The organism is Herminiimonas aquatilis (assembly GCF_042665175.1).
GTDB lineage: Bacteria > Pseudomonadota > Gammaproteobacteria > Burkholderiales > Burkholderiaceae_D > Oxalicibacterium > Oxalicibacterium aquatilis.
Genome location: NZ_JBHTCC010000003.1, coordinates 317,558 through 331,021, shown reverse-complemented (window position 1 = coordinate 331,021; position 13,464 = coordinate 317,558). Strand labels below are relative to the sequence as shown.

12 protein-coding genes are annotated in these 13,464 nt (G+C 53.7%); 9 read left to right on the top strand and 3 right to left on the bottom strand.

What is annotated here, in order from left to right; translation table 11 throughout:
• Positions 1 to 247: 247 nt before the first annotated feature.
• On the bottom strand, positions 248 to 679 hold the full coding sequence (locus tag ACFQO0_RS13970) for a universal stress protein (RefSeq protein ID WP_382235653.1): 432 nt from the start codon (positions 677 to 679) through the stop codon (positions 248 to 250).
• Positions 680 to 932: 253 nt separating this feature from the next.
• On the opposite strand from ACFQO0_RS13970, the gene ACFQO0_RS13965 reads away from it, so the two are divergent.
• From ACFQO0_RS13965 to phnE, 8 genes are all read left to right on the top strand, one after another.
• Positions 933 to 3,464, top strand: a complete 2,532-nt coding sequence (locus tag ACFQO0_RS13965; RefSeq protein ID WP_382235651.1) for a cation-translocating P-type ATPase — start codon at positions 933 to 935, stop codon at positions 3,462 to 3,464.
• A 320-nt stretch (positions 3,465 to 3,784) separates the two neighbouring features.
• Positions 3,785 to 4,222 (top strand): universal stress protein, encoded by a 438-nt coding sequence (locus ACFQO0_RS13960; protein ID WP_382235649.1) that lies wholly within the window; start codon positions 3,785 to 3,787, stop codon positions 4,220 to 4,222.
• A gap of 346 nt (positions 4,223 to 4,568) precedes the next feature.
• Positions 4,569 to 5,648 (top strand): tRNA 2-selenouridine(34) synthase MnmH, encoded by a 1,080-nt coding sequence (gene mnmH, locus ACFQO0_RS13955; RefSeq protein WP_382235647.1) that lies wholly within the window; start codon positions 4,569 to 4,571, stop codon positions 5,646 to 5,648.
• 28 nt (positions 5,649 to 5,676) lie between these two features.
• A complete protein-coding gene (selD, locus tag ACFQO0_RS13950) occupies positions 5,677 to 6,732 on the top strand; it encodes a selenide, water dikinase SelD (RefSeq protein WP_382235645.1) in 1,056 nt (351 codons plus the stop codon).
• Between the two features lie 74 nt (positions 6,733 to 6,806).
• Complete coding sequence (locus tag ACFQO0_RS13945; RefSeq protein ID WP_382235644.1) at positions 6,807 to 7,682, top strand: putative selenate ABC transporter substrate-binding protein; 876 nt, start codon at positions 6,807 to 6,809, stop codon at positions 7,680 to 7,682.
• A 63-nt stretch (positions 7,683 to 7,745) separates the two neighbouring features.
• Positions 7,746 to 8,567 carry a phosphonate ABC transporter ATP-binding protein gene (locus tag ACFQO0_RS13940; protein WP_382235642.1) on the top strand — a complete coding sequence of 274 codons (822 nt, stop codon included), beginning with the start codon at positions 7,746 to 7,748 and terminating at the stop codon, positions 8,565 to 8,567.
• An 85-nt stretch (positions 8,568 to 8,652) separates the two neighbouring features.
• The gene (locus ACFQO0_RS13935; RefSeq protein WP_382235640.1) at positions 8,653 to 9,492 is read left to right on the top strand and encodes a PhnE/PtxC family ABC transporter permease; all 840 of its coding nucleotides are present in this window, start codon (positions 8,653 to 8,655) and stop codon (positions 9,490 to 9,492) included.
• Complete coding sequence (phnE, locus tag ACFQO0_RS13930) at positions 9,489 to 10,292, top strand: phosphonate ABC transporter, permease protein PhnE (RefSeq protein ID WP_382235638.1); 804 nt, start codon at positions 9,489 to 9,491, stop codon at positions 10,290 to 10,292. The genes ACFQO0_RS13935 and phnE overlap by 4 nt, the downstream gene beginning before the upstream one ends.
• Before the next feature lie 393 nt (positions 10,293 to 10,685).
• Here phnE and ACFQO0_RS13925 read toward each other — a convergent pair whose 3' ends face one another.
• The gene (locus ACFQO0_RS13925) at positions 10,686 to 11,852 is read right to left on the bottom strand and encodes a mandelate racemase/muconate lactonizing enzyme family protein (protein WP_382235636.1); all 1,167 of its coding nucleotides are present in this window, start codon (positions 11,850 to 11,852) and stop codon (positions 10,686 to 10,688) included.
• 131 nt (positions 11,853 to 11,983) lie between these two features.
• Between ACFQO0_RS13925 and ACFQO0_RS13920 the strand changes: the two genes are divergently transcribed.
• Positions 11,984 to 12,889, top strand: coding sequence for a LysR family transcriptional regulator (locus ACFQO0_RS13920; RefSeq protein ID WP_382235634.1), 906 nt, complete (start codon positions 11,984 to 11,986; stop codon positions 12,887 to 12,889).
• Positions 12,890 to 12,969: 80 nt separating this feature from the next.
• Here ACFQO0_RS13920 and ACFQO0_RS13915 read toward each other — a convergent pair whose 3' ends face one another.
• Positions 12,970 to 13,401: a helix-turn-helix domain-containing protein gene (locus ACFQO0_RS13915; protein WP_382235632.1), complete on the bottom strand. Its 432-nt coding sequence runs from the start codon at positions 13,399 to 13,401 to the stop codon at positions 12,970 to 12,972.
• Positions 13,402 to 13,464 lie beyond the last annotated feature (63 nt).

Genomic DNA, 13,464 nt, shown 5'->3' with positions numbered 1-13,464 from the left:
GTCTGCTCATCGTGGTTGGCCGATACTGTGGATCATGCCCGGCGCTGAAATACAAACAGCTTTGATCGTAGCCGAAAGCCTGCGAGTTATTCAGCAGAGCATTCTCGCAACCAAAATATTTTTATCTGATAACTGTATATCCTTCGCTCGCTTGCCAATTCGCTTGATGTAGCGCACGGCTTCCGTACGAAGATTCTTTAACCAGCCTGTGAAAATGAAGGTTTCCTCAAATTCACAGGCATGGGATTCACTTGAATATAGTGACCGGTATTTTGCTGTATATCAGCACTTTCTGCGCTTCACTTCCCAGCAAAAGCTTGTCCAATCCCGTACGCCCGTGTGATGCCATGAAGATGGCGTCGCATTGATATTTGTCGGCTGCCTTGATGATTTCGGCAGAAGCGCTGGTTCCCTCGACGGCATGTACTTCCGCATCCACCCCTAGCGCAGCGGCGAGAGGAACGATTTTTTGTACATTTTTCTCCGCTTCCTTGCTGATCGCATCGACGAATTCTCCGCTGATTGCTTCCATGCCATAGACAGGAAAATAGGGATAAATCGTCGCCACCGACAAGCCGATGACTTTGCTGCCGTGCTCCTTTGCAAATTGCAATGTCGCTTGAACTGCTTTGTCTGACAACTCTGAGCCATCGGTTGCCAGCAAGATTTTCTTGAACATAATTGCCTCCTCTATTAAATGATGCTTACTTTCCAGTAATACAAACTCATCGTATTGGAGCGCGAGACCAGTCTTTTGATCTACATCAAGTAGGCATCAAAGCGTTTTCAATTTCATCACCTGCCCTGCCTCTTTTTTGTCATTATCAGAAACATGCCGTAGAGAATTTTTGATTCGAAGCTGCTTTCTACAACGAAGGTTGCCCGCTGTATATAGGGCAACAACCCCAAGTCACAGGTCAAATAGGTAGCTCATGAACCATGCTGAAAAAATCCCCGGATTGACAGCCGCCGAAGCGGCGAGTCGATTGAAGAATGAGGGCGGGAACGCCTTGCCGGACCAACAGCATCGTAATTTTTTAATGATCATGCTGGATGCACTGCGCGAGCCCATGTTCATTTTGCTGCTGTGCGCGGCACTTCTCTATTTGATCATTGGCGAGCTGCACGAAGGCATTTTTTTGTTGGCAATGGTCTTGCTGACCGTGGGTCTGACGCTTTATCAGGAAGATAAAGCTGAGCGCGCCCTCGATGCATTGCGTGACCTGAGTGTGCCGCGTGCCTTGGTCATTCGCGATGGTTTGCCACAATATATTGATAGCAGAACGCTGGTGCGTGGAGATTTGCTGCTGTTGTCTGAGGGCGACCGCATCTCGGCTGACTGCATACTCATATCGGGTAACGGACTGCAGGTCGACGAATCACTGCTGACCGGAGAAGCGGTTCCGGTCTATAAAACAGTCTGCGATCAGCATGCAACCACTGGCGATCCAGATGAGCTTTCTTCTGCCAACCTCTATGCGGGCACGCTGGTAGTTCAGGGCGACGGTACTGCCGCAGTAACAAAAACCGGCACCCACAGCGAAATGGGCCGCATCGGTGCTGCGCTCAATGACATCACGCCGGAATCGTCAGTGTTGCGCAAGCAAATGTCCCTCTTGATCAAGATGTTTGCGGTGCTGGGTATTTCCTTGAGCGTACTGCTCACGCTGGTGGAAGGCTGGGTGCATGGTGACTGGCTGCAAGGATTGCTGGCCGGTATTGCGCTCGCCATGTCGATGATGCCGGAAGAGTTTGCCGTGATACTGGCGGTTTTCCCGGCGTTGGGAGCGTGGCGTCTGGCACGTGCCAAGGTTCTCACGCGCCGTTTATCAGCCATCGAAACCTTGGGCACGACCTCGGTGTTATGCACAGACAAGACCGGTACTCTGACGGAAAACATGATGAGCGTGGCACGCCTGTATATCGATGACGAAGAGATCGATGCGGTGACTGGTACGCAGCTGCCACACATGTTTCACCACCTGCTGGAAATCTCAATTCTTGCAAGCCGCGTGGTACCGCTGGACCCGATGGAGAAGGCATTTCATCTCGCCGGAGAAGAATTTCTTCCGCGTACCGAAGCGCAAGACGAACAACAATTGATCCAGGAATATGGCCTGACGCCGGAACTGCGCGCCATGTCGCAAGGCTGGAAAAGTGGCGATCAGGATGGCTATCTCATCGCGGCTAAGGGCGCGCCAGAAGCCATTGCCGATTTGTGCAACCTCGATACCCTGCGCCGCTCGCGCATACTGGCTGCGGCCGATCGCATGGCGACCGATGGTTTGCGTGTACTCGGTGTAGCACGTGCGACTTTTGATGGCGAGATATGGCCGCAAGACCAGCGTGCATTTCAGTTTTCCTTTGCCGGCTTGATCGGTTTGATGGACCCTTTGCGCAGAGACATACCGGAGGCAATAAGACAATGTCGGAGCGCGGGGATACGCATCATCATGATTACCGGCGATTACCCTGTTACCGCCATGACGATTGCCCGCCAGGCGGGACTGGCAGAAGGAATCGTGCTCACCGGCGAAACAATGGCGCTGCTGGACGATGCGCAGTTGTCCGAGCGTATCAAGGCGACGACGGTATGTGCGCGCATCACGCCACAACAAAAATTGCGCATTGTGCAGGCACTGAAAGCTGACGGCGAAATCGTCGCCATGACAGGCGATGGCGTCAATGACGCGCCTGCACTCAAAGCCGCGCATGTCGGCATTGCAATGGGCAAACGCGGCACCGAGGTTGCGCGGGAGGCGTCCAGCCTGGTGCTGCTGGATGACAGATTTACGTCCATCGTGCAGGCGATACGCATGGGACGAACGATTTACGCAAACATGCGCAGAGCGATGACCTATGTACTGTCCATCCATGTGCCGATTGCCGGCATGGCGCTGGCGCCGCTGCTGCTGGATTGGCCCATCATGCTATATCCGATGCACATTGTTTTTTTCGAATTGATTGTCGACCCCACTTGCGCGCTGGCTTTTGAGAACGAAGCGCCGGAAGACGGCATCATGAATGAGCCTCCGCGCGATCCGACGGTTCCCTTGTTTAACGCATCCTCATTATTGATGGCATTGCTGGAAGGAACCGGCGTCCTGATTGCAGTCGCACTGGCGTATCACTGGGCCATCGGCAATATGCCGGAGCAGGCAGCACGTGCATTTGCTTTTACTGCGCTGATCATTGCCAACCTGATGTTGATATTTTCCAATCGCTCGTGGAAAGGTGGCGTGATTGCCATGTTCCGCAAGCCCAATCCGGCCATGTGGGGTGTGGTTATTGTCGCCGTCTGCCTGCTTCTGGTCATATTGCAACATCCGCTGCTGCAAAAAATATTCAACTTTGCGCCGCTATCAGCGAGTGAAATCCTGATCGCCATGGCAATCGGTGTGGCCAGTGTTCTATGGTACGCCCCCCTTGCCTGGTACCGAACGCATGCAGCAAGCAAACGATAGTTCGTGTTTCCATTCACAGTTTTGTATGGATGGCGCGCGCATCGCGCCTGTGGTCTGCGCTCCTGTTACTTGCTGCGAAACAATTGAAATGCTTGATGTAAATCAAAATGACTAATGGAAAAGACGTCAGGATGATCATGTGTGATGGATAGAAGATGCTGAAGTTTGGTGCGATGTCGATGCGGACGAGTGAGATTCACACCGAAACGGCTACTTTAAGAATGAAAGTTAAAAGAATCAAGAAATAGCCGTCGGCCATATTACCTTGAGCGTTCTACCGATCATTTACCGCCATTTAATTAACCAACAGGAGACGCCACATGAAGATTCTTTTCGCCGTAGACGGTTCAAAATTTACTGTCAAAGCTGCCAAATTTCTGATCGACTATATCGGCACATGCAAAGAAGTGCCTGAATTGCATCTCCTCCATGTCAAGGCAGCGATTCCTGTCGGTTTGGCCAAGCACCGGGCACGCGCCCTTCTGGGTGCCGATGTGGTTGATAGCTATTACAAGGACGAGGCAATGGCATCGCTCGCCGTCGCAGAAAAAGTACTGCGCAAAAAAGATATCGCCTTTGAAGCGGAATACAAGATTGGCGATGCGTCGGGAGAAATCGCGCAATATGCGAAGAAACACAAGGTTGATCTGATCGTAATGGGTTCCCATGGGCACAGCGCACTTGGATCAATCCTGCTCGGCTCTGTAACCAGCAGAGTGCTGGCAACGACAGACGTGCCGCTCTTGATCGTGCGTTAATTGAAAGTGCATTGTTGAGCATGCACTGATCATATTCAGGACCGTCAGGGTTTGATATTGAGTTGAATCGCGATTTGTTTGCAGTACCCAAAAGGTGTTTTCTGATTTTTCAGAAAACACCTTTTTCGCTTATATCAATAAATCCCCCCTCTATGCGCCTGCACGAGAAGGTTCCTGCGATGCAGGCAAACATTTGAACCCGGCAAGGGCAATTTCACGGTGCGACGTCGACTAAGCGATGAATCCATGCAAAGTGGCGACGAGATTCGCAAAATAGGGAATTCCATCATCTGCAACCCATATCAGGGATAATGCGCACACCGTAATGCATAAGCAGCGAAATGACATGAAGTACCCTTCCCTCCAGCCGTTCAGTGAAATTCTCCCGCAACTCGCACACTACGATGCCATCATCGATGTACGTAGTCCGCTGGAATACGCCGAAGATCATTTGCCGGGAGCGATCAATTGCCCGGTTCTGGATGATAGTCAGCGGGTACAGGTCGGGACGATGTACAAGACTGTCAGTGCGTTCGAGGCGAAGAAATTGGGCGCGGCATTGGTGGCAAAAAACATCGCAACGCATATCGAACAACAGTTTCTCGCCTATCCGCAAGACTGGAAACCGCTAGTGTATTGCTGGCGTGGCGGCAACCGCAGCGGCGCGATGGCGCATATTCTGGCGCGTATCGGTTGGCCGGTCACGCAACTCGAAGGCGGCTACAAAGCCTACCGCAATCATGTCAATGCCGAACTGGCCGTGTTGCCACAGGGATTGAACTTCAATGTACTGTGCGGCCCAACCGGCAGCGGCAAAAGTCGCTTGCTGCAAGTGTTGGCTAGTCAGGGCGCACAGGTACTCGATCTGGAAAAACTCGCCGCACACCGCGGTTCTGTACTGGGTGATTTGCCGACAGCGTCGCAACCTTCACAAAAACGGTTTGAGAGCCTGTTGTGGCAGTTGTTGCGGACTTTCGATCCGGCGCACCCGATTTTCGTCGAGGCCGAGAGTAAAAAAGTGGGCAAGTTGCGGGTGCCCGATCTGCTGATGGAAAAAATGCGGGCGTCGCCCTGCACCACCATCCATCTTCCGATTCTGTATCGGGTCGCCTTGTTAATGCAGGAATATCCACACTTCATTAGCGATCCGATCAGCCTCAATACACAGCTGGATTTCCTCACTCATCTGCATGGCAAGGAAAAAATCGCGCAATGGCATCAACTCGCCCTGTCCGGCCAAACTACTGAGCTGGTGGACGAGTTGCTGCGCAAGCATTACGACCCGGGCTACCTGCAATCAATCAAACGCAATTTCATGCATCTGGAACAGGCCACTGCGCTGAACCTGCCGGATATCTCTGACGAGACCTTCCAGCGCGCAGCCAGCCAGTTGAATCAGGCGACAGAGATTACACATTCAGCCTGACCCCAGATATTTTCAAGACAGGATTCAAATGACGACAATAAACCCTCCCGCCATACGGTTGACCGAGTTTTCGCACGGCGGCGGTTGCGGCTGCAAGATTGCACCCGGCGTGCTTTCCCAGATACTCAAAGGCACAGGCGGTTTCCCGCTGCCGAAAGAGCTGCTGGTCGGGATAGAAACATCAGACGATGCCGCTGTCTACCAACTCAACGACGAGCAGGCGCTGATAGCAACGACGGATTTTTTCATGCCCATCGTCGACGACCCGTTCGACTTTGGCCGCATAGCCGCCACCAATGCGATTTCCGATGTGTATGCGATGGGCGGCACGCCTATCATGGCTCTTGCGCTGGTCGGTATGCCGGTCAATCAATTGCCGGTGGAAGTGATTGCGCAGATTCTCAAGGGTGGCGAAGCGATCTGCGCGCAAGCCGGCATCCCGATTGCCGGTGGTCACACGATCGATTCGGTCGAGCCGATTTATGGGCTGGTTGTGATGGGGCTGATTCATCCGTCCAGAATCAAGCGTAATGCCGATGCACGTGCCGGCGATAAGCTGATTTTGGGCAAGCCTGTCGGCGTCGGTGTACTGTCGGCCGCACTGAAGAAAAATATGCTGGATGCCGACGGCTATGCTTCGATGATCGCCAACACGACCAAACTCAATACGCCGGGCAAGAAATTGGCACAACTGGATGGCGTCCATGCGATGACTGATGTAACCGGTTTTGGCTTGCTCGGCCATCTGCTGGAACTGGCGCGCGGTTCCCGGCTGTCGGCAAAGCTGGAGATGGGCAGCATCCCGTTTTTACCGCAGGTGCAAAAGCTGGCTGAGCAAGGCTGCATTACCGGTGCATCCGGTCGAAATTGGCAAGGCTACGGTCATGAAGTAGTATTGGCCCCGTCGATCAATCCTGTACAGCAAGCGTTGCTGACCGATCCGCAAACCGCCGGCGGCCTGCTCGTGTCCTGTGCGCCGGAAGCAGTCGAGCAAGTGCTGGCCGCGTTCCGGGATGAAGGTTTTACCGATGCCGCGGTGATAGGCGAGATGCAGGCAGGCGTTCCCGGTGTCGAAGTCGCATAAGTATTATCGTAAGACGGCCCTGCTCTTTGGGCTTGTTATCAATCCGTTTCCTTTCACTATAAGAATGGCACTCCATGACTCGTCTTTCACTTCCTAAATTCCCTGCCTTGGCGGCAGCGGTCCTTGCTACGCTCACGATCGGCATGACTGGTTTCGCGCAGGCGCAGCAGGTATTGCGTGTATCAGCAATCCCTGATGAGGCACCGACCGAATTGCAGCGCAAGTTCAAGCCGCTGGGTAATTATCTGGAGCAAAAACTGGGCATGAAGGTTGAATTTACGCCTGTGACCGATTACGCCGCATCAGTCGAAGGCTTGATCAATAACAAGCTGGACATGGTCTGGTTTGGCGGCTTTACCTTTGTGCAGGCCAATGTGCGTAGTGGCGGCAAGGTTGTGCCGCTGGTGCAGCGTGAAGAAGATGAAAAATTCAAATCCGTCTTCATCACCACCGACAAATCCATCACCAAACTCAGCGACCTGAAAGGTAAGAATTTCAGCTTTGGTTCCGAGTCCTCGACATCCGGTCATTTGATGCCACGTTCCTTCTTGCTGGATGCGAAAGTCGATCCGGATACCGACATGAAGCGCGTTGCCTTCTCTGGCGCACATGATGCAACCGTCGCCGCAGTGGCAGGCGGCAAGGTTGATGCAGGCGCACTGAATATCTCGGTATGGGAAAAACTGGTCGCAGCCGGTAAGGTCGATCCGCAGCAGGTGCGCGTGTTTTACACCACACCCGGCTATTACGATTACAACTGGAGTGTGCGTTCCGACATGAATCCTGTGGTCCGCAAAAAATTGACGGATGCTTTCCTGGCGCTGGATGCCAAGAATCCGCAAGACAAGGAAATCCTGGACCTGCAGCGCGCGACCCGTTTTATTCCTACCAAGCCGGAAAACTACAAGGCGATCGAAGCCGCGGCACGTAACGCCGGTTTGCTGAAATAACTATCTTGAAGCCCATCTCTGCAAGCTTGCAGAGATGGGCTCAGGCCTATCCCATTTCCACGGATGACATTTCACCTTCAGAAAATCAGCACACGCCACAGCGGTGCTGCCCAGGATTCCTTTGCCTTGCGTGAGGTATCGCTCTCGATACAGCAAGGCGAACAAGTCGCATTGATAGGCCCCTCCGGCGCTGGCAAAACCAGCCTGCTGCACACCCTTGCCTGCGCGCTTAAGCCCGTGCAAGGCGAGCTACAGGTATTCGATATCCAGCCTTGGCATATCGCCAGTACGGAACGGCATCGGATGCGCGCGCGCCTTTTCCTCGCACCGCAAACGCCACCGTTGCCGCCGCGTCAGCGCGTCGTGAACGCGGTATTGGCGGGTGCGTTGCCGCAGTGGAGCGTGTGGCAAGCCGTACGCTCTTTGATCAAGCCGGTAGAAGTTGATGCCGCCTATCAAGCTTTGATGCCTTTTAATCTGCAAGACAAACTGTATGCGCGCGTCGATAGACTGTCTGGTGGCGAGCGTCAACGCTGCGGGATGGCGCGTGCTTTGGTATCCAAAGCGGAAGCTTTTCTGGTTGATGAACCGCTATCGGCACTCGACCCAACGCTTGCGCTGCAAACGCTAAAGGTCTTGCAGCAGGAAGCGCAACAGCGCAATGCAACGCTGGTTTGCAGCTTGCATCAGGTCGAACTCGCGCGTGCTAACTTCCCGCGCATTGTGGGGCTGCGCGATGGCCGTGTTGTATTTGATGCAGCCAATGCCGAGGTCAGCGATGCGATGATTGCAGCGCTGTACCAGAACAGCCAGGACGAAGCTGAGGTAAATATTGCAGATGACATGACCAAATTGGCCGTCATTGATCCGATACCACGCTGCTGATGTTGCGCTAAAGACGCTGCACAACTGACACACCTCATGCCCCTTTTTCCTTCATTTTTCATCTTTCACCGCTAACGCCAGCACTATGTCGAACACACTTCCCCTTCGCAAAGCCGGCCCTGATCCGGCATGGCGCGGTCGCGTGCTGGGTTTCGGCGTGGTGTTGCTGATACTGTGGCCAATGCTGGTGCAGGCGGAGTTCAAGCCCTGGATCCTGTTCGACGCACAAAGCTTGCGCGCAACCTGGAATTTCGTTTCCAGCTTTTTCCCGCCGGCGCATACGCTGGAATTCTTGCAAATGGTATTGGGCGCCACCTGGGAAACGGTTGCAATGGCAACCGCCGGCATGACGCTGGCATTGCTGGGTGCGATACCGTTGACCTTGCTGGCGACCGAACGGCTATCCATTTCACGTTTGGGCAAAGGCCGCGCATCCCTGATGCCGACCGCATTCCGCAATGCAGTGCGATGGTTGCTGATCCTGTTACGCAGCGTGCCGGAACTGGTATGGGCACTACTGCTGGTACGTATCGTCGGTCTGGGCCCGACCGCTGGCGTCGTCGCGATTGCGCTGACTTACTGCGGCATGCTCGGCAAGGTCTATGCAGACATACTGGAATCATCGGATGCGACGGCTTGCAATAATTTGCTGCAAAACGGCAGTGGTCGGCTGGCAGCTTTTCTGTATGGCGCCCTGCCCGAGTCTGCGGCAGAACTGGTGTCCTACACGGTTTATCGGTGGGAATGTGCGATCCGCGGCTCGGTCGTCATGGGCTTTGTCGGTGCCGGCGGTCTGGGCCAGCGTATGGATGAATCCATCAAGATGATGGCCGGCGACGAGTTGTCGACCATGCTGATCGTCTTCGTGCTGCTGGTTGCCGCGGCTGACGGTGTGTCAGGCATGTTGCGCAGGAGGTTGGAATGAAGCCTGTGCTTGCCCAAAATTTCCCGGTACGACCGTCCCTGCAATGGTCAACCATTACGCTGCTCGCCGGTATCGTGCTGCTGGTGGTGGCCAGCTTTGCTTCGCTGCCATTGAAATTGCATGCCTTTTTCGACGCAGAAGCGGTGCGCACCAGCATTGAGTTTTTACGCGGATTTTCGCCGCCGGAAACGGCTCCTGCCTTTCTCAAAAAAATCGGTATCGCCACCTTCGAGACCCTCGCCATGTCGGCGATCGGCACTCTGATTGCCGCTTTCTTAGGCGTCTTGATCGGCTTGCCCGCCAGCGGTCGCTTTGGCAACACTGCTCGATTGGCGACCCGCGCCGTGTTGAATGTGCTGCGCTCCATACCTGAACTGGTATGGGCATCGGTGCTATTGATCGCGGCCGGACTCGGTCCGTTTGCAGGGACGCTGGCTTTGGCCTTGCATACGATAGGTGTGCTGGGACGCCTGTTTGCTGAAGCATTTGAAAATTGCTCGCCCTTGCCGGAAGAAACCTTGCGTGCCAATGGCGTCAATCCGGTTGCGGCATTTCTTTATTCCACCTTGCCGCAATGCAGCCCGCAATTGATGTCTTACACGCTGTATCGGTGGGAGAACAATATTCGGGCGGCGGCAATTCTCGGCGTGGTCGGCGCGGGCGGTCTGGGGCAGATGCTGAAATTCCATCTATCGCTGTTCCAGATGCAGCAGGCAGCCAGCGTGATCGTGGCCATGTTGCTGATGGTTGCGGTGGTAGATGGCGTGAGCTTCATGCTCAGGCGGTTGATGACGAAGTAAGTCTGTCCACTACTGCATCGCTTTACATCTTGCATCCCGATTCGTTTTCGCGGCCAAAAATGATCACGATCTGCATCAACTTCAATACAAGCACTAGCGGCAAAACGAATACCGAGCGCGAGCAATCGCGCATGAATACATGTTCCCGCAGGAAACCTGCAAAGAGACAGGTATTACCAACGATGAATACTTAAAGTGATTTATTTTTAAGTTAAAAGTATTATTAAAATCAAATAATTAGAAAATTTAATTAATAATTCACTTTATGCATTTCCTTGTTTTCAATCACTTTTTATTAGCACCCAAAATCACCATCTTGCTTGATGGCATGACGATTTCAACACCCGCCCGTCTCGATGCCACACCGACGTTATCGATGTGGCTGGAGGCAAATCAAGCCAACAGTTTCTGCATCTGCAGATAGAGATCAGCCTTTCCTTCAAAACCTATGCCCGGCAAATCCGGCATCGTGATGTACCCGTTCTGTACTTTCACACCATCCGGGAACCCGCCAAAAGGCTGGAACAAATCCGGGTACGATTCGTTACCGCCCAGCCCAAGGCCGGCTGCAATATTCAAGGACATCTGATGCCCGCCGTGTGGAATGCAGCGGGTTCTCGACCAACCGTGTTCTTGCAGCATGTCTAGCGTACGAAGATATTCGACCAGGCCATAACTCAAGGCGCAGTCGAATTGAAGGTAATCACGATCCGCACGCATGCCGCCGTAGCGGATCAGGTTGCGCGCATCCTGCATCGAAAACAGGTTTTCCCCGGTCGCCATCGGGTTTTTGTAGTAGTTGCGCAAGGTCGCCTGCAACTCGAAATCCAGCGGATCGCCTGCCTCTTCATACCAGAACAGATCGTATTGCGAAAGCGCCTTGGCATACCGGATCGCGGTGTCCAGATCAAAACGACCGTTCGCATCGACGGCGAGTTTCTGCCCGTCCTGCAGCACACTCAGCACGGAATCGATACGACGCAAGTCTTCATCCAGCGACTCGCCACCTATCTTCTTTTTGACCACCGTATAACCGCGGTCGATGTAACTGCGCATCTCATCCTTGAGCTTTTCGTGATTCTGGCCCGGATAGTAATAACCGCCGGCAGCGTAGACAAAAATTTCGCGATTCGGCGTGCCGTTACCGTAACGATCTGCCAGCAATTGAAATAGCGGTTGGCCTGCGATCTTGGCCACGGCATCCCAAATGGCCATATCAATAGTGCCGATCGCCACAGAACGCTCGCCATGACCGCCCGGCTTTTCATTCGTGAACATGGTCGCCCAGATTTTGTGCGGGTCGAAATTGTCGCCGGCATCATTGATCAAGGAATCGGTATCAGCTTCCAGCAAGCGCGGAATGAAGCGCTCGCGCATCAGTTTGCCCTGTCCGTAGCGGCCGTTTGAGTTGAAACCGTAACCGACGACCGGCTTGCCATCCCGGATGACGTCCGTAATTACAGCAACCAGACTCAGTGTCATCTTGCTGAAGTCGATATAGGCATTGCGTATGGGCGAGCTGATGGGCAGGGTTTTTTCGCGGATTTCGACGATTCTCATGGGGTTTCCTCACTATTCGGTGTCTGCCGGGTCACGGCATCTTCAACATAGTCGTCAGCATATCCGCTGAAAGTACGCTTATGCTTCACCCAAAATCAGTTGATTATTAACTTTTAGTGAATACTGCTTCAGTGAAAAACGACCTTGCATCTGAACTCGAATTTTTTATCCTGATCGCGCGTCACGGCAATCTGTCTGCCGCTGCGCGTGCGCTCGATATCACGCCGCCCGCCGCCACCAAGCGATTGGCGCAGCTAGAAGCCAGACTCGGCGTGCGCCTGATCAATCGCACCACCCGCAGCATCAGTCTGACCAATGAAGGCGAAACGTATCTATCGCATGCGACGCGCATCCTGCAACAGCTGCGCGAAATGGAAGATGCGGTATCCAGCAGCAAGACGGATTTGCGCGGCCTGTTGCGCGTGAACGCCACACTGGGATTCGGCCGCACGACGATCGCTCCGCTGGTCTCGGAGTTCGTCAACCGTCATCCACACGTAGAGATGCAAGTCGAACTAACCGACAAGCCGGTTGATCTGGTCGAGAGCGGTGTTGATATGGCGATCCGTTTTGGCGAATTGCCGGATCAAAGGCTGAATGCCCGATGCCTGATGACCAACAGAAGATTTTTGTGCGCATCTCCGCGGTATCTGGAGCAGCACGGTACGCCCACCACCCTCGCCGATCTAGCGCAGCATCGCTGCATCATTCACAGGCAAAACGATGAAGCCTACGGCATCTGGCGCTTCACACGCGATCAGCAAAACGAAGTGATGAAAGTCCAGGGCGCGCTATCGAGTAATGACGGCGACATCGTCCTCGGCTGGGCGCTCGACGGGCACGGCATCCTCATCCGTTCGGAATGGGATTTGGCCAAGTATCTGGAAAGTGGCCGCTTGAAAGTCATCCTGCCAGATTACAACTTGCCATCTGCCGACCTGTTCGTGTACTACGCAAACCGGCGCAATCAAAGCGCACGCGCCCGGGCTTTCATCGATTTTCTGCTGGAGTGTTTCAGCAAAAAGATGGCTGACTAAGTTTTCGCGCTGCAGGTGTTACAGCCGACCGCTTGTAACTGCGCAGCCTCCGCATTTCCAGTATGCGTCGGGAAACTTCCCTACTTATGGAGTGCGTTGAATCTGGTTTTACCCCAGCGCTCCTCCAAAGCACCGGAAGCCGCGGCTTTAAGTAGCTTCTGAAAACTCGGGCACTCCACATGACTGGGGGCTGGACAGGCAGCCGCATGTCGTAGTCCTTTGCTCATAGCCCTCAGTCGCTTGATCTGGGCATCAATTGCGTCCGCCTTGGCTGTCAGCGTGTGTTTATCAATCTGAGGCGCTCCGTTTTGCGAAAGCATGGACCTAATTTCGTCCAGAGAAAGTCCGGCGACCTGCCCTAAAGAAATCAAGGCCAGTTGATCCAGCACATTTGTAGAAAATCGGCGTCGGGCACCCGGCTCACGGACAGCGGTGATAAGCCCTTTCTGTTCGTAATAACGCAGCGCCGATGAAGGCACTCCAGTACGTTTACTCACTTCTGCAATATCCATCCCAACACCCCTTGACTTGAAGTCGACTTGAACTTCTAGAATGCTCTTCAGAAGCTTAATCGT